Here is a 22,616-nt window from a genome sequence, read left to right as displayed (position 1 = left end):
ACACAGCACACCCGTCGACCAGCCATCCGCGGCGATATGGTGCATCACCAGCAACAGCACGTGCTCCTCCGGCCCCAGCCTGAAGATCCATCCGCGGACCGGCAGGTCGGCGGCCAGGTCGAAGGCGTGGCCGACGGCCTGATCGATCCGTGCGGTCAGCTCGTCCTCCGGGCACTCGACGACCTCGACGACCGGACGGGCCTCGACGACCTGCTGGTACGGCACGCCGTCCACGGCCGGGAAGACGGTGCGCAGGCTCTCGTGCCGCGCCACCACGTCGGCGATCGCGCTGGTCAGCGCCCGCGGGTCCAGCGCACCCCGGAGGCGCAGGCCGAGCGGCACGTTGTAGGTGGCGCTCGGCCCCTCCCACTCGCGCAGGAACCACAGCCGTCGCTGCGCGAACGACAGCGGCACCAGGCCGGGCCTGGGCACGGCCTCCAGGCGCGGGTGCGCGCTCCGCCGCCGGGCCGCCAGTGCGGCGATGCCCGCCACGGTCGGCGACGCGAACAGCTCGGGCACGGTCACCTCGGTGCTCAGCGTGGAGCGGATCCGCGAGATCAGCCGGATGGCCAGCAACGAATGCCCGCCCAGGTCGAAGAAGCCGTCGTCGACGCCCACCCGGCCCACGCCCAGCACCTCGGCGAACAAGCCGCACAGGATCTCCTCGCGCGGGTTGCGCGGGCCGCGGCCGCCCGCGGTTCCGTCGAAGGACGGCGCGGGCAACGCCCGGCGATCGAGCTTGCCGTTGGGCGTCAGCGGCAGCGCGTCCATCGGGACGAACGCCGAGGGCACCATGTACTCGGGCAGGACGGCCTCCAGCGCGGCCCGCACGGCGCCCGCCTCGGCGTCGCCGACCAGGTAGGCCACCAGCCGCCGACCCGCCGTCGCGTCTTCGACCGCGGCGACGGCGGCGTCGGTCACGCCGGGCGCGTCGCGCAGCGCGGACTCCACCTCGCCGGGCTCGACGCGGAAGCCGCGTACCTTCACCTGCTCGTCGGCGCGGCCGACGAACTCCAGCACCCCGTCGGCGCGCCACCGCACGCGGTCGCCCGTCCGGTAGACGCGCGAGCCCGCCGGGCCGTGCGGATCGGCCACGAACCGGTCCGCGGTCAGGCCCGGACGGCCCGCGTAGCCGCGCGCCAGGGCGCCGCCCGCCACGTACAGCTCGCCCACCACGCCGACCGGGACCACGCCCAGCCCCTGGTCGAGCACCAGAACGCCCTTGCCCGCCAGGGGCGCGCCGACGGGGATCGACGGCCGCTCGGCATCGGCCTCGACGACCCGATGGCAAGTGGTGAATCCCATGCTCTCCACCGGACCGTAGCCGTTGAGCACGACCAGGCCGGGAAAGCGCCGCAAGGCGCGGCGCACATGGGAGACCGAGGCTGCTTCGCCCGCGGTCATCGCCACCCGCAGCCCGGCGAAGACCTCCGGCCGCTCGTCGAGCAGCGCGTTGAACAGGCCGGCCGACAGTTGCAGCACGGTCACGCCGTGCCGGGCGACCGTCTCCGCGATCTCGGCCGGATCGAGCCGCTGTCCGGAAGGCAGGACGCAGGTGCCGCCGTGCAGCAGCGCGCCGAAGACCTCCAGCGCGAACGCGTCCCACGAGACCGGCGAGGACTGCAGCCATACGTGTCCGGGTCCGAAGTCCATGTAGTCCTGGCCGAGGAAGGTGGTGGTCAGCGCCCGGTGCGGCGCGACGACTCCCTTGGGCCTGCCGGTGGACCCCGAGGTGAACATGACGCAGGCGACGTCGTCGGGGTGGCTGGGAAGTCCTGGATCCCGCGGGAGATCCCCGCTCGTGGGGTCCTCATGGGTGAGGACGACGCGGGGCTGGTGCGGCCCGGCCAGCCTGTCCGCGAGCTCCTCCGTGGTCACCACCGCGCCCGCGGTGACCTCGCGGAGCACCAGCGCGTGCCGCTCGGCGGGGAAGGCCGGGTCGAGCAGGGTGTAGCCGGCTCCGGCCTTCAGCACGCCGAGCAGGGCGGTGATCAGGCCGACGCCGCGCTCCAGGTACACGCCCACCACGGACCCTGGACGCACTCCGGCCGCCACCAGGTCACGCGCCACCCGGCTCGCCCGGCCGTCCAGGTCGGCGTAGCGGACCCGCCGATCGCCCGAGACGAGCGCGACGGCCTCAGGAGTGGCGCGCGCCTGCCGTTCGAACAGGGTGTGGACGCCTTCGTCGGCCGGGTGCCCGGCCGGGGCCGCGCCGAGCGCGCGCATCCGCCCGCGCGCGGCCGGGCTCAGCAGCTCGACGTCGCCGACCTTTCGGTCGGCCGGCGAGGCCAGCAGCGAGCGCAGGAAGGTCAGGAAATTACGCCTCCCCGCGGCGAACTCCGTGACGTCGTACGCGGCCGGGCTGGCGTCGAAGTCGATGCGCAGCCCGTCGTCGCCGGCCCGGCCGTCCACCACGACCTCGACGTCCTCGACGCGCCCGCTCATGAAGTGGTGCATGGTGGTCGGCCGGTCGCCGAACCGGACACGCTGCCGGAACCTCATGATGTTGATCAGCGCGCCGAAGAACATCGTCTGCCCGCCGGGCAGCGAGAGGTTCCTGCGCATCTCCTCCACGCGGTACCTCTGGTGCGCCAGCACGTCGTCGACCTCGGCGGCCACCTGGGCGACGAGTTCCCTCAGTGTCAGTTCCGGGCGCACGGCCACGCGGAACGGCACGACCTTGGACATCATGCACGGCACGTTCAGCGCGGTGGACGTGGCGCGCCCGGTCACGGGCAGGCTCATCACCACGTCCTCCGCCCCGCTGACGCGGTGCAGGAAGGCCGCCATGATCGCGACGAGCAGCCGCGACCACTTGACCCCCAGCTCTCCGGCCAGCGCGCGCAGCCGGTCGAGCTCGTGCTGGGCCAGATGATGGGTGTGGCGCAGGATCCTGGTCGTGCCCTTGGTCGTCGGGCGGCCGAGCGCGACGGGAACCGGGTTCCCGGCCAGCCGCTCTCGCCAGAACTCACGGTCGCGGCCGATCTCGGACGACGCCAGATAGCCCTGCTCCTCCTCCAGCAGCGAGGCCAGCGAGCCGAAGGGCGTGGTGGGAACCGCCTCGCCGCGCTCCATGGCCGTGTACACCTCGGCCACCCGCCGCACGAACAGCGAGTGACCGAACCCGTCCATGATCAGGTGGTGCAGCCGCCAGTACCAGAAGTACCGATCATCGTCGATCTTGAAGAGCACCTCGTTGAACAGCACGTCCCTGCCGATGTCGACGGCCCGCTCGGCGTCGGCCCGCATCCATGCCTCGGCCGCGGCGGCCGGGTCTGCCCGGCCGGAGAAGTCGAGGAAGGAGAAGGGCATGGCGCGCTCCCTCTCGACCACCTGGTACGGCTCACCGTCCGGGTCCACGGCGAACCGCAGGTTCAGCGCGTCGGTCTCGCGCACCGCCTGACGCAGCGCCGACTCGAACAGCGGCACCTCGACGTTTCCGTGGATCTCGAGGTATTCGCTCCAGTTCATCAGCTCGTTCGACGAGCCCAGCTGACCGGCGAACCAGATTCCCCATTGTGCGGTCGACAACGGCAGTCGCGACATCTCGTGCTCCATCCGATCTGATCAGTCGTTGAGCTGCTTGAGGTAGGCGTGACAACTCGGAAGCTCCTCCATGAGCTGCCGGGCCCTGCGCGGGATGTCGTCCAGCGCGGCCAGGGCGGCGCCCGGATCCGCGTGCGCGAGGGCCGGCAGCGGCGCGGCCGGCTGGGCGCCGAGGCCGATCAGCATGACGCGCCACGAGTACGGCTCGAAGCCGTGGAAGTGCGGATGGATGCCGGCCGGGTCGGGCAGCATCGACCGCCACGCCTCCAGGCGCCGCTCGAGCCCGGACGGCACGGCGCGGGTCTTGGCCGCCTTCCAGTAGGGCGTGTCGTCCCGGGCGGCGGCCCGGTAGTGGAGCACGAGGAACTCCCGGACGCCGTCCATCACCCCGGCCACCCGGGCGTTGTAGGCGTCGGCGAGCCCCTGGTCCCACGTCGCGTCGGGGAAGCACTTGACGAGCTGCTCGACGCCGTGCTGGATGAAGAAGATCCCCGTGGACTCCAGCGGTTCGACGAACCCGCTCGACAGGCCGATGGCCACGCAGTTGCGCACCCAGGACCGGCGGTTGCGGCCGATCCGCATCCTGATGTGGTTGGCCTCCAGCTCCGGCATGCCGGGCGCGGCGAACGCGCGCAGGGTCGCCTCGGCATCTTCGGGCGAGCAGAACCGGTCGGAGTACACGTAACCCGTGCCGACCCGGCCGAACAGCGGGATCGTCCAGATCCAGCCCGAGTCCATCGCCGTGGCGGTGGTGTACGGGTCTATTCCGTGCTTGGCCATGTCGCGCGGGACTCTGAGCGCGACCGCGCGGTTGTTCGGCAGGACGTCCTCGAAGGACAGGAACTCCTCGCCGAGCACCTTGTTGATCAGCAGACCGCGGAAGCCGGTGCAGTCGATGAACAGGTCGCCGCGGATCTCGCCGTGCTCGCCGGTGACCAGGTGGCTGATCCAGCCTCGCTCGTCCTGCTTGACGTCCGTCACGTGGTCCAGGACGTGCTGGACGCCTCGGGCGGTGCCGAGCCGGGTCAGGTATCTCGCCAGCAGGGCGGCGTCGAAGTGGTAGGCGTAGGGGAACTGCGTGCCCTGTTCGAGGGTGCCGGTCAGGAGCGAGCCGTCGAGGCGGCGCGGCGCCCGTTGCGCGTCGCAGATCGCCGGGATGACCAGGCAGCGCCGGTCGAACTCGGCCACCTTGCCGTCGAGGTGGAGCCACCAGTCGGCCAGGTCGAAGTCGCCGAGTACGGGCAGCCGCTCGAAGGGGTGGTAGAAGTGCGTGCCGGGTTCGCGCCAGTTCTCGAACTTGATGGCCAGCTTGTAGCTGCCCGCGCACTCGGGCATCCAGTCGCGTTCCTCGACTCCGAGGTACGAGAAGAAGTGGCGAATGGTGCTGAAGGTGGCCTCCCCCACGCCGATGGTGGGCACCTGGGCCGACTCGACGACCGTTACCGTCACCGAGTCGCCGAACGCCCGGTTGAGGTAGGTGGCCGTCATCCAGCCTGCCGTGCCTCCACCGACGATGACGACGTTGCGGATCATTGCAATCCTCCGAAACCCGCGGGTGCTGGGGGCCTGTCCGGCCAGGACGCGTAGCGGCGCCGGCCGTACAGGAGCGGGGCCGTCGCCGACGTGCGGGTGACGCGCGAGACCTGGCCGGTGACCACGACGTGATCGCCGATCCTCCTGCTCTCGGCGAGTTCGCAGTCGGCGATCATGTGGGCGGACACGTTCAGATGGGGCCCGCCGCAGCCGGCCGGGGCACTCCAGGCCACCCGGTCGAACCGGTCGGCCGCCCCGGAGGCGAACAGTTCGGCCGTCGCCCGCGCGTCGCGGTGCAGCAGGTTGACGGCGAAGGTGCGCACGCTCAGCAGCGCGGCCAGCGTCGGGCTGCCGTCGCGCAGGCACACGAGCAGCGTCGGCGGGGTCAGCGTGACGCTGCACAGGGAGGTGCACGTCATGCCCCACGGCCGCTGGTGCGGCGCGAAAGCGGTGACGACGGCCACGCCCGTCGGGAACTCGGTCATGAACGGGCGCATGTCGACCACGTCCGCGCCGTTGAGGGATATGTGCTTCACGGAAGTACCGCGCCTTTCTTGGTCATGCCAGGCGAGGCGGAGATTCTGTCGACGACGGACAGCAGCGGGCCCGTTGCCGCCGTCGTCACCACCGCCATCACGAGAAACGCGAGGTACAGCGCAGGAGACAGCAGCCCTGCGGCGTACCCGCTCTGCAGGAAGACGATCTCGGTGAGACCGCGGGCGTTCATCAGGACGCCCACCTGGAAGCCGGTACGCGGGGAGTGGCCCGCCGCGACCGCGCCGAGGTAGCCGCCGCCGATCTTGCCGATCATCGCGAGCACCGTGACCAGGGCGATCACCTCCCAGCCGACGCTCGCCGGCTCCGGCCCGGCGAACAGCGTGATCCCGGTGACCACGAAGAGGGCCGGGACCAGCCGCAGGCCCAGGCCGCCCGTCGAGGCGGCCAGCCGGCCCCACGCCGGAGGCCGGCCGGCCCGGTCGGCCGGCAGCGCCAGGCCGACCAGGAGCGGCCCGAGGAACTCGGTCAGCCCCCACCGCCCGGCCGCCCACATGGCGGCGACCGCGAGCAGGCCGGTCAGCACGACGGCGAGCCCGGGATGCGCGGCGCACAGCGCGCCGATCCGCGCCCGGTCCAGGAGCCTCCTGGCCCCCAGTGCCGTCGCTATCCCACCGCAGGACACCGCGATCGAGAGCAGCACGCCGCCGAGCCCGGCGGCCGAGAGCCCGATCACCACTGACAGCAGCAGCCACGCGACCGCGTCGATCAGTACGGCCGACCCGAGCGCCAGCGTGCCGGCGGTGTCGTCGGCCAGGCCGCGCGCCGCCAGGATCCTGGCCAGCACCGGAACGGCCGTCACGGCGAGCGAGATCGCGATCATCGCCACGAACGCGGGCGCCGCCGCCGTGCCGGTCAGCTCCGGCCGGCCGGTGGCGAACAGCCACCATGCCAGCCCGGCCCCGGCTGCCAGCGGCAGGGCCAGGGCGCCCGCCGTCACCGCGCCGACCTCCCTGAGTCTGATGCGGCCGAGGCCGCGCCGCAGTTCGAAGGCCATGCCCACGAGGAAGAGCGCCAGTCCGGCATGGCCGACGGCGTGCACCACCTCGGTCAGCCCCACGGAGAGGACCTCGTCGAGCCCCTCGGGGCCCGCGATCCGCATGACGAGGTACCCGAACAGCAGCCCGGCGCAGATCTCACCGATCACCTCGGGTTGCCGCAGCAGGCGCGCGGCGGCCCGGCCGGCGTAAAGGATCAGGAGGATCGCGGCGAGCTGCGCCACTGTGGCGATCATGAGCCGGCCTCCGGGAGCCAGACGTCCTCGGGCCCCAGCCGGGCGGGCGCGTACTTCCCCAGCGCGCTGACCAGCATCCGCATCTCCAGGGCCAGGCATTCGACCAGGTTGACCAGGCCGTTCTCCGGCCCCTCGTCGACCGCAAGGAGCGCGGCACGGCCGAGCCCGACGGCCGTGGCCCCCAGCGCCAGGCACTTGACCGCACGGGCGCCCTCCCACATCCGGCCGGAGACCAGCACGCACGACGGCGGGGGGCCGAGGCGCCGCAGGCACTCGGCCAGCGGCAGGCCCGCGTGCTGCAGGAAGGCGAGCGGCGCCCAACCGGTGCCGGCCTCCCCTCCATCCACCGTGACCGAGTCCGCGCCCGCCGACCACGCGACGAGCGCGGCCGCCCGCACGTCCCGGACCGGCGGGAGCTTCACCCACACCCGGGCACGCGGGTAGTTGTTGCGCATGAGGCGGATCTGCTGGCCGAGGATCTCCTCGGTGAACGTGCCGGGGCTGCCGCTCCGCAGCAGCGCGCCCCGGCCGAACGTGGTGTCCAGGACGTAGCGACCGGCCAGGCGGGTGGCGTCCGCGGCGTCCAGGACGGTCATGCCGCCGAGTCCCGGCTTGGCCCCCTGCCCGGTTTTCAGCTCGAACGCCAGTCGCCCGGAGGCGAGCAGGTCCGCCACGACCGGGTCGCTGTAGACGAGATTCCACACCTCGGAGTCGGCGTCCTCGGTGTTCTGCTGGACGACGATCCCGCCGTGCTCGCCCCGCAGCTCCGCGAGGTAGGTCTTGATCCGCAGATGTAATCCGGCGGCGGTCTCGGTGTCGCGGTATCCGCTCGTCGAGGCGACGTTCTCGCCGATGACCAGCGGCACGCCGAGCCGCGCGGCCTGACGGATCACCGACAGGCCCAGGCCGGAGCCGGCCGCCTCGGTCGAGCCCAGCGCCGACACGTAGACCGGCAGCCGCGCGGGAATGCCTCCGATCAGCGTCGTCAGCTCCACGTCCGCGTAGGTCGGCTCGCGGCCGAGCTCGATCAGCTTCTCCAGCCGTTGCGGCATGAAGATCGGAGGTGCCAGGCGCATGCGGTCCAGGAGGTCGTCGCCGGTCGTCGGCACGGCGCCGAAGACCGCGTGGCCGTACTCCTTCTCGGACGGGAACGCGGCCGCCTGGCCCGTCCTGGCCCGGGCCCTGATCAGCTCCTCGGGGAAGCCCGGGGCGTGCAGCCGGGTCACGGGGACACCACCCCGGCCAGCTTCGGGAACGGCGTGACCTGCCAGATCTCGTCCAGGCCCGTGATGTACCGGGTGAGCCGCTCCAGCCCGAGGCCGAATCCCGCGCTCGGCCGGATGCCCTCCCTGGCCAGTTCCAGGTACCAGACGTACTTGGCCGGATTCTCCCCGGTCTCCCGCATGCGGGTCACCAGCCTGGCGTACTCGGACTCACGCTCGCTGCCGCTGGACAGTTCGCCGTACCCCTCGGGGGCGATCAGGTCGAAGTTCCTCAGCACCCCGGCGGACGTGCGGCTCTCCCGGTCGTAGAAACCCCGCGAGCCCTTGGGGTAGTCGGTGACGAAGAACGGCCGGGTGGCCTTGCCCGACAGCGCCCGCTCCCCCGACCAGGCGAGCTCGGCGGCGCCCCGCTGCGGATGCCCCGCGGCTTCGAGCCGCGCCACGGCCTCGGCGTGGGAGATCCGGTCGAAGGGCTGGTCGAGCAGCTCGGCGAAGGCGCCGGTGTCGCGGCCGAGCGCCTCCAGCTCCCCGGCCAGGTTGCGGACCACGGCGTCCACCGTGTGGACGACGAGCCCCTGCAGGACGGCCATCGCCTCCTCGCGCGACGCCTCGGCCATCTCGATGTCGATCTGGTGGAACTCGACCAGGTGCCGGCCGGTCGAGGCCGTCTCCGGCGGCTCCAGGCGGATGTTGGGCGCGACGCAGAAGATCCGGTCGAAGGTCAGCAGCGCGGCCTGCTTGTACAGGATCGCGCTGGACATCAGCTTGTAGCGGGCGCCGTAGTAGTCGATGTCCACCTGTTTGGCGCCGCGGACGCCCGGATCGGTCACCGGGCCGATGATCGGCGCCTGCAGCTCGACGAACCCGCGGGCGGCGAGGAAGCCGCGCACGGCGCCGAGGATCTCCTGCTGGACGCGCAGGGCGATCCGGGTGACCGGGGAGAGCAGGTGGCGGCGCAGCGGTCCCGGGAACCGGGGCTCATCAGCGATCATGTCCTCACCTCGAAGGGGCTGGAGCCGTGGGCTTCCACCGGCTCGCCGTCGTATTTCCTGCGCACCCGGCTCAGGCACTCGAGCAGGTCCGCCGCGCCGAAGTGGCGCCCCACGGCGCGGCGGGGCTCGGCGACCGGCAGCCGGCCGGTGTCGCGCCAGCGCAACCGGTCGTCATGGTCGAGGTAGCTGCTGGTCCGCCCGGCGTTGTCCGGGTGCGGGCAGTAGGGGATGTCCAGGTAGCCGCGGTGGAAGGCGCGCTCCATGGCCTTTCCGACGTCGTCGTCGAGATCGAGGACCGCCTCGACGATGGAGCGCGCCTCCGCCAGCACGCCGGTGTCGGGCACCGGGTGGGCAGCGGATCCGGCCTGTTCCGCGGCGGACGCGGCGTGGCGGAGCGCGGCGACGTTCTCCGTGATGGTCGGGATGCGCGCCGACTCCGCCGTGGTCTTCACGATCAGCCGCGCCGCGCCGCCTCGGACGGCGAGCCCGGCGGCGTCGGCGAGCAGCGCTTCCGCGCCGGCGCGGGTCCGGGGATAGAGCCCCATGTAGGCGTAGAGGACGACGTGCCAGTCCAGGCCGGGAAGGAACCGGGCCGCGAGCCGGCGGAGCGCGTGCAGCGCCTCCTCGTCCTGGTCGGGGCTGGCCTGCTGGGCGTAGCTGAGCGAGACACTGAGCACGCCGTGCCGGCGGAAGAACAGCGCTTCCAGCAAGCTGATCGCGACGAGGAGTCCGGGCGGGCAGAGCTGTCCGAGCATGCACCCGCCGAACGTCTCCAGATGCGGCTCCACCCCGGACTCACGCGTCTGGGCGAGCATCCGGCAGCAGCGCTCCCAGCTCTGCCTGCTCTCGCGCAGCGGCGTCCGGCCGTACGGCAGGCAGTAGGACACCGGGCCGCCCTCGGTCGCGGTCAGGCCAAGGTCGCACAGCCTGCGGAACAGGCGATCCGGCGCCGGCGAGCCGTGCCGCACCTGCACCGGGAAGCCGTCGTCGCGGATCCCGTCCAGCATGGCCAGCGTCGTGCCGGCTTCGTGGGCCACGATGGGGTACCCGTTGAGCTCCACGCCGGCTGCCAGCGCCCGCCGCGCGCCGTCGTGGTCGCCCAGCCTCGTGTAGCTGTCCAGCGTGATGGTGCCCACCGTGGCCGGAGCGGCCGCCTTCGTCGCCGCCAGGCCGCGGCGCATGTGCGCGGCGCCGCCGAACCCCATGCGCGGCTGCAGCACGAGACCGCCCGCCGCGCGGACGTCCGCCACGAATCGCCCGAACGCAGTCAATTGCTCACCCTTGTCGTAACACGATTCTTCATGACGGAATCAATAAAGGACTCAAATAATGCGACATCAATGTCCTCGTCCCCGAAAACGGCGGTGAAACCGGCGGCGAGCAGCGTCCGGGCGTATTCCGCCCGACCGGATCCGGCGACGCCGAGCTTTCCTCCGATGACGATGGGGATCTCCCGCAAGGGCGCCTCGCCGCGAAGGAGCCGCACCGCCCTTGCCCCGTCGGTCAGCCCGTGCCCGTTGACGGTGCTCAGGACGACGAGATCGGGCGCCATGCGGACGGCCTCACGGAGCAGCAGGTCGTCCGGCGTACAGCAGCCCAGGTTGCGGACGTCGTGGCCCAGCTCCTGAATGAACAGGTGCATGTAGACCAGGTTCCAGACATGCGAATCCGACGACGTCCCCGTCAGCAGAACATTGAGCCGAGAACCGTTAATGAGAGCCTCCACCACTAAATTTCTGGAATTAATGGGAAAGGCTACTTCTGGCCGGCGATCGGGACCGGCAGTTGCATGCGGCAGAATGCAGGCAGTTGCCGGTAGTTTCGCGATAGGTCGCCCGGAACCCCCTCAGAATGGCCGTGAGATCACGCAGCCCAGGCAACCCATCGGACGGGGTTCATGGAAATCGACCGCGCGACGCCCGCCATCACCCGCGACTACAGCGGATACTTCACGCGCCTGTGGTTCGGGCAGGCCACCAGCAAGCTCGGCAGCGCCGTGACCACCATCGTCATGCCACTGATCGCGCTCAGCGTGCTGGACTCGAGCACCTTCATGATCACTGTGCTGGAGGCTTCGGTCTGGCTGCCCTGGCTGATCATCGGGTTACCCGCCGGAGCGTGGGTCGACCGCATGCGCCGGCGCCGGACCATGATGACCTGCGACGCCGTCTCGGCGCTCGCGCTCGCCACCGTGCCGGTCGCCGCCTGGCTCGGCGTGCTGACGATGGCTCACCTGATCGGCGTCGCCCTGGTCCTCGGCACGGCGGCGGTCTTCTTCTCCACGGCCGCCCAGGCCTTCCTGCCTGCCCTGCTGCCGAAGGAGCGGCTGCCGGGCGCGAACGCCAAGCTGCAGGGCACCGACGCCGGCGCGCTCATCCTGGGGCCGGCCGTCGGCGGTGCCATCGCCCAGCTCGCGGGCGCGGTGAGCGGCCTGTTCATCGACGCGTTCAGCTTCGTCGCCTCCGCGTTGTGCCTGCGTGGGATCCCGGTGCCGGAATCCCACCTGGAAGAGCGCGAGAAGCGCACCACGACGCTCCGTGAGGAGATCGGCGCCGGTCTGCGCTTCGTCTGGCGCGACCCGTACCTGCGCGTCTTCACGATCCACGCGGGCGCCGGCAACCTCGCCGCCGCGGCTCTCCAGGCCACCCTGATCGTCTTCATGATCCGCGAGGTCGGGCTGCCGCAGGGGCTGGTGGGCCTGGTCATCGGAGCGGTGAGCGTGGGCGGCGTCATCGGCGCGCTCATCGTGACCAGTCTGGCCGCGCGCGTCGGCACCGCCAGGACCATCCTGGTGGCCGAGCTCGGCGTCACGCCGCTGGCCCTGCTCATCCCGCTGACCACCGACGGATGGGGCCTGGTCTTCCTGGTGGTGGGCGGCCTCACGGTGAGCGTCGCCATCGTCGCCAGCAATGTGCTCATCGGGACCTTCACCCAGTCATACACGCCGGGCCACCTCATGGGCAGGGTCGCGGCCAGTCAGCACTTCGTCAACTTCAGCACGCTCCCGATCGGCGCCGTGCTGGGCGGGGCGGTCGCCGAGCTCGCCGGCCTGCGCGCCACCATGTGGATCGTCACGTCGATGGCGGTGCTGAGCGGCTTCATCCTGCTCGCCGGGCCGATGCGCAAGAACAGGTCCCTGCCCACCGAGCCCGCCGCCGCGGCGCCACCGACTTCGTTCAGCTTGTGAGGCCGAGCCGGGCGCGGACCTTGACCAGGAGGTCCGGCGGAAGCGGGGCATAGCCGTGGAGGGAAAGGTAGGACTGGCCGGCGTCGCTCGCGGTGTAGTCCAGGAAGGTCCGCACGAGGGGCTCGGAGTTCTTCGAGCAGGTGATCTCGTAGGTGACCAGGACGATGGGGTAGGCGCCGTTTCCCTTGGTCAGATAGTCGAGCTCCACCAGCAGACCATCGTTGGCGCCGACGATCCGAGCGCCCTCCAGCGCCTTGGTGGCACTCTGCGGCGAGAGCGCGACGAACTGGCCGGAGGCGTTGCGCACCTTGGCGGTGGAGAGGTGAGCGTCGGTGGCGAAGCCGTGCTCCACGTACCCGATGGAACCCTCGGTGCCACGGACCGCTTCGGTGATCCCCGTGGAGCCCGCGACGCCCTGCCCGGAGCCGGTCCACTTCCTGGACGGCTGGTACGGCCAGCGACCCGCCGTCTTGAGATACGTGGTGAAGTTGTGGGTCGTGCCCGAGCCGTCGGAGCGGTGGAAGAGGCGGATGCCGGTGTGCGGCAGGCGCCTGCCGCGGTTGTCGGCGGCGATCTCCTGGGCGTCCCACCTGGTGATCCGCCCGCTGAAGATGCCGCTCAGGGTGGTGGGCGAGAGCTTCAGATCCGGCATGGACGGCAGGTTGTAGGCCAGCGCGATCGGGCCCACGACCATGGGCAGGTGCATCGCGCGGCTGCCGCAGCGCCTGTCCGCCCGAGCCTGCTCGCAGGGGGTCATCGCGACGTCCGTGCCGGCGAACGCGGTGCTGCCCGCGATGAAGTCGCCGATGCCGGCTCCCGACCCGTTCGGCTGATAGTGCACCCGCCGGTCGGGGTGGATCCGGTAGAACTCGGCACGCCAGGCGTCCATCGCGCCCAGCTGCGCGCTTGAGCCCGAACCAGAGATCGACTCGGTGATCGGGAGATTCTCGGGCACGTCCTCGCGGGTCAACATCGCGGCCCCGCTCAACCCGGCGGCACACGCGGCGAGGGTGAGGGCAGCGAGCACAGCCGGCCCAACGGTCACTGTTAGTTTTGCCATCCTCGCCAAGGTATGAAGTGGTGGTGTCTGTCGGGTTAATCTCCGGTCAACCTCCCGACGGCAAACCGTCATTTCATCGTCAAGGTGCTCTATAGCCCGAAAGCGCAGGAATGCGCCCATGAACGCCGCCCAGCTCGCGTTCGAGGGTCGCCTTAACACTGCCACCGGCGGCGCGAGCTCGCCCGGCGGCGACGGCCGAGCTCGGCTGATTGTCGGTACGGCCTGACAGCATCGCCCGCATGACGGGGCGGACCTCGTCCGTCCCCCTGACCGCGAACCTGAGCAGGTCCGGGCTGTGCGCTAGCGCGTCATGCGGAGGCCGGGCCGGCCTGGCCTCCCCGGTCCAGCAGGGCGTTGATCATCTCCTGGAGTTCGGCGCGTCCAGTGGTGCCGAGCGCGCCGGACAGGGCCTGGGCGAGCTTGTCGAAGGGGTCGTCCATCGGCAGCTCTTTCACCTTCTCGGCCAGTTCCTCCACGCTCCATATTCCGTCCTTGTGGATGTGGCCGCCGAGGGACCAGCCTTGGTTGACCGCGACCGTACCGCCTCGCACCGACAGCACCTGGCCGGTGAGCGGGCAGGCCGAACTGGCCAGGTAGGCGGCGACAGGCGCGCAGGCGGCCGGGTCCAGAGGGTCGAACCGGGTCGCCGGCGGTTCCTGACTCATGCCGGGAACGCCGAGGGTGAGTCTGGTGCGAGCCATCGACGGCGAGATGCAGTTGACCCGCACGCCGTAGCGGCCCAGCTCGAGGGCGGCCACGACGGTCAGCGCCGCTACCCCGGCGTTGCCCGCCGCGTAGGAGACCTGCGCGGGCAGCGGGTTGAGCAGTCCGGAGCCGGAGGAGGTGTTGACGACGGCGCGGTCGGCGCGGGCCCCTGCCTGGAACCGGTCGCGCCAGTGGCGGGCCGCCCAGTGCGTCACCGCGAAAGTGCCCTTGAGCTTGACGGCCAGGACGTCATCGAAGTCCTCCTCCGACAGATCGGCCAGCCCCATGTTCCGTTCGATGGTCGCGTTGTTGATCACTACGTGCAGGTCGCCGAACGACTGCAGGGCCGTCTCCACCATGCGGCGGGCGCCGTCCCAGTCGGCGACGCTGTCGGTGTTGGCCACGGCCTGCCCGCCGCACGCCGTGATCTCCTCGACGACGTCTGCCGCCACTCCGGCGTCGCCGCCCGTGCCGTCGATGGCGACGCCGGGGTCGTTGACGACGACCTTGGCGCCCTCGGCGGCGAGGAACAACGCCTCCTGCCGCCCGATGCCGCGCCCTGCTCCGGTGATGAGGACGACACGTCCGTCCAGACTTCCCATGATGACCACCCTTCAATGGCTACAGTCGATGTAGTGATTCATTGTATGCATGACTGCAGTGCATGAAGTAAAGTAGCTCGCATGGTGGAGAAACCGGGACTGCGGGAGCGCAAGAAGCAACGCACCCGGCAGGCATTGATCGAGGCGGCGGTGCGCCTGTTCGAGCACAGGAGCTACGACCAGGTGACCGTGGCCGAGATCGCCGACGCCGCGGAGGTGTCCCCCCGCACCTTCTTCCTCCACTTTCAGTCCAAGGAGGACGTGCTCCTGGCCAACACCGACGTGCGCGTCGATCTGGCGCTGGAGGCGATCGCCGAGCGCCGCGCCGGGGAGCGGCTGCCTGGAGTGCTGGTGCGGGCGATGGAGCAGATGATCTTCAACGCCTGGGATCGCGACCTGTCCAGCGGTCTCGCAGCGCTTCGGGCGCGGCTGGCGGCCTCGGAGCCGGCGCTGCAGGCCCGGCTGCTGCAGCGCTATCTCACCGCTCAGGCCGAACTGGCCCAGGCGCTGCAGCGGGCGTTCCCCGACAGACTCGACACGACCACCGCCCCGGCCCTGGTCGGCGCGATGGTGGGCGCGGTCAGCGCGTCCGCGGTGAGCGCGCTGCAGCGCGGCGACGGACCCGATGAGGTACGGAACGCCATGCGGCAGGCCATGGCCCTGGTGGCGCGATCCGTCACCTGACCGATGATCGCGGTTGCCCCAGACTTTCGGCCTGCACGCCGATGAGGTCGTCTCTGCCTGGACCATCCTTGGGAGTTCTTCGTATACCCGGACCAGTCGGCGAGCGTCTGCCTGTTCTGTCTGCCCGGAGGGCGGGTGATCGCCGCGAAGGTTCCCGTTCAGGCGTTGTAGCCGCCGTGGGCGTCCAGCACCGCGCCCGTGACGTACGACGCGGCCGGGCTCGCCAGGAAGGCGATCGCCACGGCGATCTCGTCGGGATGGCCCATGCGCTGCAGGGACAGCGAGCCGACCAGGGCCTTGAGGGTCTCGGGGTCCGGCGGTTCCATTCCGCTCTCCATCAGTCCGGCCTGCACGACGTTGGCCGTGATGTCCCGGGGCCACGCAGGCGGGCTCACTCCCGCGGAGTGGCTGGAAGGTCCCGGCACAGGCGGTTCGCGGCGCCGGTGAGGCCGCGCAGTGATCAGATCGCGCCGTTTCCCAGCGCTGTGCCAAGAGGAGTGATGACATGCAGGACCCTGTTGCCGTCCCGCAGGGTGGCGATCAGTCCCGCGTCGCGCAGCACCTTGGTGTGATGGCTGGCCCCGGAGATGGAGAATCCCAGGCGGCCGGCGAGGTCGGTCGTGGACATGGGGCGATCGGCGATGGCTTCCAAGACCGCACTGCGGGTGCTGCCCAGCAGGGCGTTCAGTGACCGGTGAGCGGTGGCGCCCGGGGTCCAGATGCGCGCGATGGCGACGGGATCAGGCAACGCCGGATAGATCAGCAGCGTGGGCCGCGGGGAGTCCATCGCGGTGAATATGAGCGGTGTCGTGCAGTACAGGGAGGGTGCCAGCAGCAGCCCCCGGCCCTGAAGGTGGAAGTCCGTGGGATCGATGAAAGGCCGGTAGCCGGCGACCTCCAACACCGGAGGACACCAGCGGAGAGAAGAATGCAGCTGGGGCAGCATGCCTTCGAGTCCGGCCTCGGCCATCCGCGCGGCATCGGCTGTCCGTCGCACATGCAGGTGGGTGTTGATGGCTTGCCAGTATGGGGCGATGCCCGACCGGTAGATCCCCCGCAAGGCGACGACGAGTTCGTCCACCGCCTCGCGGTCCCCGTCGAGGAGACGATGCATCATCGCGGGGACGACGGGCCATCGCGGACGCATCGTCCGGACCAGCCCGATTTCCTGCCGCAGCGCCGTCCCGGACTCGCGGATGTGATTGAGGCCTTCCTCCAGATCCTGGCTCGCCTCGACGACGGTGAAGAGGTCGACCATGCCGACGCCGGGAGCGGCCAGGAACCGGGCGAGCGCCGCCCACTCCGGCGCGAACCCCCTCGACGCGTGAGCTCGCCACTTCCCGAACAGAGCAGGCCGGTCCTGTCGCTGCAGGATTCTCAAGCCGAACTGCGCCTCAGTGAGGGGACCCAGCACGACCAGACGTGTGCGAGCCACATCCTCACTGGTGAAGTGAACCCGCAGCATGATCGCCCCCTCGGTCCGGGTTCCTATCCCTGCATCGCGACAACCGGGTCAGCCGTATCACGGAGCCTGTCGCCCCCCACATCGCTGACGCTGATTTCCGTACGCGGGTTCCCGTGACTGCTCGGTAGGGGACTCGCGTCGCCGGCGATCAGTGCCTCGGCGATGGCCGTACGGGCATAGAGCACATATCTTCCCGTGCGGTGGGCGCTGGTCAGTCCGGCCTTGCGGAGAGCGGTGAGGTGCTGGTTCGTACCTGGTTCTGACAGGTCGAGGCGGGTGGCCAGTTCCCTGGTCGAGGCGGGCTGGTCGAGTTCGGCCAGCAGCCGGGCGCGGGTCCGGCCGAGCACGGCGGCCAGCGCCTGTGGCGGGTCGCTCTCGCGGTGCTCCCAGAGCGTAGCGACGCCGCGCGGGGGGTAGCGGATCGTGGGCTGCCAGGGCGGAGTCGTGATGGAGAAGACACGCGGCCAGGTGAACACCGACGGCACGAGCAAGAGCCCCAGCCCGCCCAGCGGGCGCACTCCTTCGCAGAGCGTCTTCGGCAGGCGCAGCGTCTCTCCCTCCCACGTCACGGCGGCGTCAAGGTCGCCGAGCATGCGCCGCAGGCCCCCCTCGGCCAGCAACCTGGCGCGGTAGAGCACCTCGCCTTCGAGCAGGGTCATGATGCGAGGCCAGTAGGGCGCGATGGCCGCTTCCCAGGCCCAGGTCGGCTGCGTGGCGATGCCCCTGCTCGCGGTGACCGCCCTCGACGCGGGGCCCGGCGAAGTGGGACTGCTCAGCGCCCTCACCACCATCACCGTGCTGGTGCTCGGCCTGCCCGCCGGAGCATGGGTGGACAGGGTCAGGCGCCGCCCGGTGATGATCGCGACGGACCTGGTTCGCGCCGCGCTCCTGGTGTCGGTAACGGTCGCGTGGTGGCTGGGCGCGCTCACGATGACCCAGCTGTACGGCGTCGCCGTCGCGACGGGAGTCGGCACGCTCTTCTTCGACGTCGCCTCTCAGAGCACGGTCCCGCACCTGGTCGGCCGCGACCGGCTCACCGCCGCGAACTCGGTGCTCGTCGGCACGAACGCGGCGATGGATGTGGGCGGCAGAAGCACCCCGGGGTGTTGGTGGCCTTCGCAGGCGCGCCTGCGGCGATCCTGCTCGACGCGCTCACCTACCTGTGGTCGGCCGCGTGGCTACACCGGATCAGCAAGCCCGAACCCGCGCCCGCCCCCGTACCCGGCGAGCGACTCGGACGGCAGATCGCCGAGGGGTGCGATTCCTCTTCGGCAACCGGGTCCTCGTCGCCATCGCGGCACAAGGCGGCATGACGAACCTCGGGCTCCCACTCTGCTCGACGCTGCTGCCCGTGCTACTCGTCACCGAGCTCGGACAACCCGCCTGGCTGCTTGGGGCCTACCTCGCCATCGGTGGACTGGGCGTGCTGGCGGGGTCCTCGACGGCCCACCTGATCGGCCGCCGGTTCGGCCGCGGGCGTGCCGTGTGGATCGTCGGCGTGACCACCGCCCCGTTCGCGCTCCTGGTGCCGTTGGTCGGCTGGAGCGTCTGGATCTCGGCGGCCGCCTGGAGCATCCTGTGCTTCCGGACAGGGATGAACGCTCAGCTGGATACCGATCTGGCTCAGCCCACTCCGCCGCGAGGTCTGATCCAGGCCGTCACCGCCCGTCTCCAACTGGAGCCCACCCAACAGAACGGGACAAACCACGCCGTGATCCGCGTGGCTGAGCTCGACGGCAGTTGTCGCAGATCCGTTGGATGCTCAGACGCTGCGAAGGACCGAGACCACGATGCCCAGCACCACGGCGCCGTCGCCGTCGATGATGTCGTAGACGGGATTGCGCGGTTCCAGATAGACGTGCCCGTCGCGTCGGCGGAACACCTTGACGGTGGCCTCACCGTCGATCATCGCGGCGACGATCTGGCCCGAGTGCGCCTCGGGCTGCTGCCGTACCACGACGATGTCGCCGTCGCAGATCGCGGCGTCGATCATCGAGTCGCCCCGCACGCGGAGGCCGAACACGGCGCCACGCCCGGTGAGGTCACGGGGCAGGGTGAGCGTGTCGTCCACGTACTCGTCGGCCGGGATGGGAGTGCCGGCGGCGATGTCTCCGACCACGGGCACTGTCACCAGGTCGTCGGCCGGCCCCGGCGCCGAGGCCCGCAGGAACAGACGCACGTCGATCGGCCGGGTCATCGTCGTGCCCCGGCGGAGGAACCCCTTCTCCTCCAGGCTCTTCAGGTGTTTCGACACCGATGAGGACGACCGCAACCCGACCGCGTGGCCGAGCTCGCGCGTGCTCGGAGGGTACCCGTACCTGACCACCCAGTCCCGGATCGCGGCGAGGATCCGCTGCTGGCGCTGCGGCAGGGCCGAAGAGTCCAGGTACTCGAACATGTCAGCATCGTCGTAGGTGGTCACCTGCGAAATGGTAAGGCCCACACCTGCCACCCACGGGTCGGCACGTAGTCCGTCGGTGATCGACGGGCTACTTATCAGGGGCGGATTTGAGCCGGTGGATCTCAGAGGCGGTGCTGCGCTCGGCCGCTCTCATGAATCGGATGAGGGTGCTGAGCTCTTCGTCGTCGAAGGCGCCGAGGTCGTCCCGCGTCCGTGCGATCAGTCCTGAGTAGGCGGCGGTGACCCGATCCAGGCCCTCCTGGGTGGGCTCGATGAGCACCCGCCTGCGGTCGTCGGTGTCGGCCACCCGCCGGACGCAGCCCGCGGCGACGAGCCGGTCGATCATGCGTGAAGCCGATCCGGTAGTGAGATTCACGTGCTTGGCCAGAGCGCTCGGTGTCGCCGGGCCGTGACGGCCCAGCACGTGCAGGCATTGCACATCGGTGTCGGTGACACCCAGCCGTTCGGCGACGACGTTGTTGAGTTGCACGACCAGGATCGCCCAGCCGGGCACCGTGTCTCCGACGATCTCGGCAAGCAGCGCTTCCCTGTCCGGGTTCGGCTCCGTCATCGTGACACCCACTCCATCCGACATTGCTGCGTCGCGCAGTCATTTCTGTGTAGATTGACTGCGTGACACAGCTACTGTGTGACGCAGCCATCTTATCGCATCCCCCATCGACCGAGGAGTACAGCGCAGTATGACCACCTCCACCCAACCTCATAGCGGCGCGGGCCCGGCGACTCCCACTCTCCTGTCTGGGCGCACGGCGTTCGCCGTGCTGGCCGTGATCCTCGTCGCGGACTTCATGGAGCTTCTCGATGCCACGATCGTCAGCGTGGCGGCCCCGGCGATCGCCGAGGACCTGGGCGCGGGTGAGGCCGCACTGCAGTGGATGCTGGCCGGGTACACACTCTCCGCCGGAGCCGGCCTGATCACCGGGGGCCGCATCGGCGACCAGTTCGGACGCCGCCGCGTGTTCCTCCTTGGACTGGCCGCGTTCATGCTCGCCTCGGCTGGTTGCGGGCTGGCGCCGAACCCTGGCGTGCTGATCGGCATGCGGGTCGCGCAAGGCCTGGCCGCCGGCCTGATGATCCCGCAGGTGTTCGGCATCATCCGCGCCTCGTTCGAGCCCGGCGCACGCGCGAAGGCGCTCGGCGCCTATGGTGCCGTGCTCGGCCTGGCCTCGGTGGCCGGCCCCCTGCTCGGCGGAGTCCTGGTCGAAGCCGACCTCTTCGGCCTGGGCTGGCGGGCGATCTTCTGGGTGAACGTTCCGATCGCGATCATCGGGCTTCTCGTGGGAGCCCGCTTCCTCCCCGAGTCCCGCGTGCCGGGCAACGCCCGGCTGGACCTGCCGGGCGCGGTCCTCGCCTCCGCCGCCGTGGTCCTCCTGCTCCTGCCCCTCATGCAAGGCCGCGACTGGGGCTGGCCCTGGTGGGGCTTCCTCATCCTGGCGCTCTCGGTCCCGGCGGTGGCTCTGTTCCTCATCAGGGAACGGCGACTGGTCGCGCGCGGCGGGCAGCCGATCCTCGATCCCGCCCTCCTTCGGGTGCGGGCCTTCGCCGGCGGCCTGTCCGCTTCCCTGCTGTTCTTCGGAGCGCTCGGCTCCTTCTTTCTCCTGCTGTCGCTCTACCTCCAACTGGGCACCGGGCGCACCGCGCTCGAAACCGGTCTCGTGATCCTGCCCTACGCCATCGGCTCGATCATCACCTCCGGGATCGGCGTCCAGTTCGCCCGCCGCGCCCTCCTCGTATCGGGCTCGTTGATCCTGGCCGCGTCGCAAATGATCCTTCTCCTCGTCGTCGGTGGCGGCGCCGAACCCTCCTACTGGGCACTTGCCACGCCGCTGTTCATGGGAGGCCTGGGGCTGGGACTCACCGCCCCGTCCCTGATCAACGTCGTTCTCGCCGGCGTGCCCGGCAAGGACGCGGGCGCCGCGGGCGGTGTCCTGACCACCGTCGGCCAGGTCGGCAACGCGCTCGGTGTCGCCGTCCTCGGGGTGGTGTTCTTCGCCCGGCTGGAAAGCTCCTTCACCGATGGAGGCACCAGCCTCATCGCCTACAGCGACGCCTTCACCACGATCCTCCCCTGGCAGGTCACCTGCTACATCGCCGCGGCCGCGCTCATGTTCCTGCTGCCCAAGCGCGCGAACACCTCTCACGAGTGACCGCGAGCACGCCCGCAGACCGTCACACAGCCTCTCGTACGTGTCCGTACACGGTCGAGATCGCGCCCGCTACCCAGCTTCCATGGAGACCTGATGTCCGACGCACCCCATGTCACCGTCGACCCGTTCGCCGTCACCATTCGCGGAGTCGGCGAGCCCCATCCCGCTCGTGCCGCCCTACGCGCCGCGGGTCCCATCGTCCAGGCCGAAGCCCCCGCCGGCGGCCCGGTGTGGATCGTCACTGACGACGCGCTCGCCCGGGAGGTCCTCGTCCACCCCCGTATCGTGAAGGACCCGGCCTACGCGCCGGCGGGCTGGGATCCGCGGATCGCGGGTCTCGAACCGACCGCCGCCGCACAGCCGTCGCTCACCACCTTCGACGGCACCGCCCACGAGCGACTGCGCCGGGCGCACGCCCCGCTCTTCACGGCCCGGCGGATGAGCGGCTACTCCGAACGGATCACGGCGCTCGCCCGCGAGCTGCTCACCGGGCTCGCCGGCTCCGGTGAGACGGTAGATCTGATGGCCGATTTCACCACGCGGTTCCCCCTCACCGTGGTCTGCGACGTGCTCGGCGTCCCGCTCGACCGGATCGACCAGGCCATCGCGGCCTGCCGGGGCATGCACAGCACCGACCCCCAGGAGGTGGGGGCGGCGATGGCGGCCTTCGGGCAGCTGGCCGCCGCCGCGCTCAGCGAGGGCCGGCATGGCCTGGCCGCCGAGCTGCGCGCCCGGGTTCCCGACGAGATCACCGAGACGCAGCTGCACTACCTGATCTTCACGCTGATCTACGCAGGACAGCTCACCACCGACCCGTCGCTGGGATTCCTGCTCGCGCGCGTCTTCGCCGTCGCAGGCGCCGCAGTGGAGGAGATCACGGTCGACGAGTTCGTCCGGGAGACCCTGCGCCTGCACTCGCCGGCCCCCTTCAGCCTCTGGCGGTTCACCTCCGCCGACCTCGAGCTCGCCGGAGTGCGACTCCCCGCTCGCTCGCCGGTGCTCGTCGACATCCAGGGCATCAACACCGACCCCGGCCGGTCGATCGGGCCGGACCTCACCTTCGGCGCCGGTCCGCACTACTGCACCGGCGCCCAACTCGCCCAGCTCGAGCTGAGCGCGGTCGTGGAGGTCCTGCGGACCGACTTCCCCGACGCGTGCCTCGCGGTGCCGCTCGCCGAACTCCAGCAGACCGACCTCGGCGGCATCCAGGGGAGCCGATTGACCGCTCTCCCGGTGAAACTGCGAGGCTGACGCCCCACGG

The 22,616-nt window shown here is 70.7% G+C and carries 19 protein-coding genes and 2 pseudogenes; 6 read left to right on the top strand and 15 right to left on the bottom strand.

Annotation, left to right across the window (positions count from 1 at the left end; genetic code table 11):
• The 8 genes from V5E28_RS30245 to V5E28_RS30210 all read right to left on the bottom strand — a co-directional run.
• Positions 1–3,546 (bottom strand): amino acid adenylation domain-containing protein (locus tag V5E28_RS30245; RefSeq protein ID WP_336211901.1); only part of this gene is annotated, 3,546 nt, incomplete at its 3' end.
• 21 nt (positions 3,547–3,567) lie between these two features.
• Entirely contained in the window at positions 3,568–5,079 is a 1,512-nt protein-coding gene (locus V5E28_RS30240) for a tryptophan halogenase family protein (protein WP_336211899.1), read from the bottom strand.
• The gene (locus V5E28_RS30235; RefSeq protein WP_336211898.1) at positions 5,076–5,615 is read right to left on the bottom strand and encodes a flavin reductase family protein; all 540 of its coding nucleotides are present in this window, start codon (positions 5,613–5,615) and stop codon (positions 5,076–5,078) included. The genes V5E28_RS30240 and V5E28_RS30235 overlap by 4 nt, the downstream gene beginning before the upstream one ends.
• Positions 5,612–6,868, bottom strand: coding sequence for a cation:proton antiporter (locus tag V5E28_RS30230; protein WP_336211896.1), 1,257 nt, complete (start codon positions 6,866–6,868; stop codon positions 5,612–5,614). Before V5E28_RS30230 ends, V5E28_RS30235 begins: the two co-directional genes overlap by 4 nt.
• On the bottom strand, positions 6,865–8,094 hold the full coding sequence (locus V5E28_RS30225) for a glutamate synthase-related protein (RefSeq protein WP_336211894.1): 1,230 nt from the start codon (positions 8,092–8,094) through the stop codon (positions 6,865–6,867). Before V5E28_RS30225 ends, V5E28_RS30230 begins: the two co-directional genes overlap by 4 nt.
• Complete coding sequence (locus V5E28_RS30220) at positions 8,091–9,083, bottom strand: asparagine synthetase A (protein ID WP_336211892.1); 993 nt, start codon at positions 9,081–9,083, stop codon at positions 8,091–8,093. The genes V5E28_RS30225 and V5E28_RS30220 overlap by 4 nt, the downstream gene beginning before the upstream one ends.
• On the bottom strand, positions 9,080–10,354 hold the full coding sequence (locus V5E28_RS30215) for a methylaspartate mutase (protein WP_336211890.1): 1,275 nt from the start codon (positions 10,352–10,354) through the stop codon (positions 9,080–9,082). Before V5E28_RS30215 ends, V5E28_RS30220 begins: the two co-directional genes overlap by 4 nt.
• Positions 10,351–10,809, bottom strand: a complete 459-nt coding sequence (locus V5E28_RS30210; RefSeq protein ID WP_336211888.1) for a cobalamin B12-binding domain-containing protein — start codon at positions 10,807–10,809, stop codon at positions 10,351–10,353. Before V5E28_RS30210 ends, V5E28_RS30215 begins: the two co-directional genes overlap by 4 nt.
• A gap of 171 nt (positions 10,810–10,980) precedes the next feature.
• Between V5E28_RS30210 and V5E28_RS30205 the strand changes: the two genes are divergently transcribed.
• Entirely contained in the window at positions 10,981–12,270 is a 1,290-nt protein-coding gene (locus V5E28_RS30205) for an MFS transporter (RefSeq protein WP_336211887.1), read from the top strand.
• On the opposite strand, the gene pstS is transcribed toward V5E28_RS30205, so the two are convergent.
• Both pstS and V5E28_RS30195 read right to left on the bottom strand, forming a co-directional pair.
• On the bottom strand, positions 12,260–13,330 hold the full coding sequence (gene pstS, locus V5E28_RS30200; RefSeq protein WP_336211886.1) for a phosphate ABC transporter substrate-binding protein PstS: 1,071 nt from the start codon (positions 13,328–13,330) through the stop codon (positions 12,260–12,262). The two genes, V5E28_RS30205 and pstS, sit on opposite strands and share 11 nt — an antisense overlap.
• 308 nt (positions 13,331–13,638) lie before the next feature.
• The gene (locus V5E28_RS30195; RefSeq protein WP_336211884.1) at positions 13,639–14,637 is read right to left on the bottom strand and encodes an SDR family NAD(P)-dependent oxidoreductase; all 999 of its coding nucleotides are present in this window, start codon (positions 14,635–14,637) and stop codon (positions 13,639–13,641) included.
• Between the two features lie 81 nt (positions 14,638–14,718).
• On the opposite strand from V5E28_RS30195, the gene V5E28_RS30190 reads away from it, so the two are divergent.
• Positions 14,719–15,321, top strand: a complete 603-nt coding sequence (locus tag V5E28_RS30190) for a TetR/AcrR family transcriptional regulator (RefSeq protein WP_336211882.1) — start codon at positions 14,719–14,721, stop codon at positions 15,319–15,321.
• A gap of 158 nt (positions 15,322–15,479) precedes the next feature.
• Here V5E28_RS30190 and V5E28_RS30185 read toward each other — a convergent pair whose 3' ends face one another.
• From V5E28_RS30185 to V5E28_RS30175, 3 genes are all read right to left on the bottom strand, one after another.
• Entirely contained in the window at positions 15,480–15,716 is a 237-nt protein-coding gene (locus V5E28_RS30185; RefSeq protein ID WP_336211881.1) for an SDR family oxidoreductase, read from the bottom strand.
• A gap of 65 nt (positions 15,717–15,781) precedes the next feature.
• Positions 15,782–16,786 carry an ArsR/SmtB family transcription factor gene (locus V5E28_RS30180; RefSeq protein WP_336211880.1) on the bottom strand — a complete coding sequence of 335 codons (1,005 nt, stop codon included), beginning with the start codon at positions 16,784–16,786 and terminating at the stop codon, positions 15,782–15,784.
• Positions 16,787–16,809: 23 nt separating this feature from the next.
• On the bottom strand, positions 16,810–17,445 hold the full coding sequence (locus V5E28_RS30175) for an ArsR/SmtB family transcription factor (protein ID WP_442945885.1): 636 nt from the start codon (positions 17,443–17,445) through the stop codon (positions 16,810–16,812).
• A gap of 22 nt (positions 17,446–17,467) precedes the next feature.
• On the opposite strand from V5E28_RS30175, the pseudogene V5E28_RS49675 reads away from it, so the two are divergent.
• A pseudogene (locus tag V5E28_RS49675) lies at positions 17,468–17,803 on the top strand (MFS transporter); the annotation flags it as partial.
• Positions 17,804–17,864: 61 nt separating this feature from the next.
• Positions 17,865–18,323: pseudogene (locus tag V5E28_RS49670) on the top strand (hypothetical protein); the annotation flags it as partial.
• Between the two features lie 225 nt (positions 18,324–18,548).
• On the opposite strand, the gene lexA reads toward V5E28_RS49670, so the two are convergent.
• Both lexA and V5E28_RS30160 read right to left on the bottom strand, forming a co-directional pair.
• Positions 18,549–19,217, bottom strand: coding sequence for a transcriptional repressor LexA (gene lexA, locus V5E28_RS30165; RefSeq protein ID WP_442945887.1), 669 nt, complete (start codon positions 19,215–19,217; stop codon positions 18,549–18,551).
• 58 nt (positions 19,218–19,275) lie between these two features.
• Positions 19,276–19,758 carry a MarR family winged helix-turn-helix transcriptional regulator gene (locus V5E28_RS30160; protein ID WP_336211873.1) on the bottom strand — a complete coding sequence of 161 codons (483 nt, stop codon included), beginning with the start codon at positions 19,756–19,758 and terminating at the stop codon, positions 19,276–19,278.
• 130 nt (positions 19,759–19,888) lie between these two features.
• Here V5E28_RS30160 and V5E28_RS30155 point away from each other — a divergent pair, with 130 nt between their 5' ends.
• Complete coding sequence (locus tag V5E28_RS30155) at positions 19,889–21,355, top strand: MFS transporter (RefSeq protein ID WP_336211871.1); 1,467 nt, start codon at positions 19,889–19,891, stop codon at positions 21,353–21,355.
• A gap of 93 nt (positions 21,356–21,448) precedes the next feature.
• Positions 21,449–22,606: a cytochrome P450 gene (locus V5E28_RS30150; RefSeq protein WP_336211870.1), complete on the top strand. Its 1,158-nt coding sequence runs from the start codon at positions 21,449–21,451 to the stop codon at positions 22,604–22,606.
• Positions 22,607–22,616: the final 10 nt, after the last annotated feature.

The sequence above is a fragment of the Nonomuraea sp. LPB2021202275-12-8 genome (genome assembly GCF_037044575.1).
GTDB lineage: Bacteria > Actinomycetota > Actinomycetes > Streptosporangiales > Streptosporangiaceae > Nonomuraea.
The sequence above is the reverse complement of the archived record's forward strand: the minus strand, read 5'-3'. Positions and strand labels throughout refer to the sequence as shown.

Coding starts and splice junctions, on each gene's coding strand:
- V5E28_RS30240 (WP_336211899.1), bottom strand. CDS start 5,079: ATGATCCGCAACGTCGTCATCGTCGGTGGAGGCACGGCAGGCTGGATG.
- V5E28_RS30230 (WP_336211896.1), bottom strand. CDS start 6,868: ATGATCGCCACAGTGGCGCAGCTCGCCGCGATCCTCCTGATCCTTTAC.
- V5E28_RS30220 (WP_336211892.1), bottom strand. CDS start 9,083: ATGATCGCTGATGAGCCCCGGTTCCCGGGACCGCTGCGCCGCCACCTG.
- V5E28_RS30205 (WP_336211887.1), top strand. CDS start 10,981: ATGGAAATCGACCGCGCGACGCCCGCCATCACCCGCGACTACAGCGGA.
- pstS (WP_336211886.1), bottom strand. CDS start 13,330: ATGGCAAAACTAACAGTGACCGTTGGGCCGGCTGTGCTCGCTGCCCTC.
- V5E28_RS30195 (WP_336211884.1), bottom strand. CDS start 14,637: ATGGGAAGTCTGGACGGACGTGTCGTCCTCATCACCGGAGCAGGGCGC.
- V5E28_RS30190 (WP_336211882.1), top strand. CDS start 14,719: ATGGTGGAGAAACCGGGACTGCGGGAGCGCAAGAAGCAACGCACCCGG.
- V5E28_RS30180 (WP_336211880.1), bottom strand. CDS start 16,786: ATGCTGCGGGTTCACTTCACCAGTGAGGATGTGGCTCGCACACGTCTG.
- V5E28_RS30175 (WP_442945885.1), bottom strand. CDS start 17,445: ATGACCCTGCTCGAAGGCGAGGTGCTCTACCGCGCCAGGTTGCTGGCC.
- V5E28_RS30160 (WP_336211873.1), bottom strand. CDS start 19,758: ATGACGGAGCCGAACCCGGACAGGGAAGCGCTGCTTGCCGAGATCGTC.
- V5E28_RS30155 (WP_336211871.1), top strand. CDS start 19,889: ATGACCACCTCCACCCAACCTCATAGCGGCGCGGGCCCGGCGACTCCC.
- V5E28_RS30150 (WP_336211870.1), top strand. CDS start 21,449: ATGTCCGACGCACCCCATGTCACCGTCGACCCGTTCGCCGTCACCATT.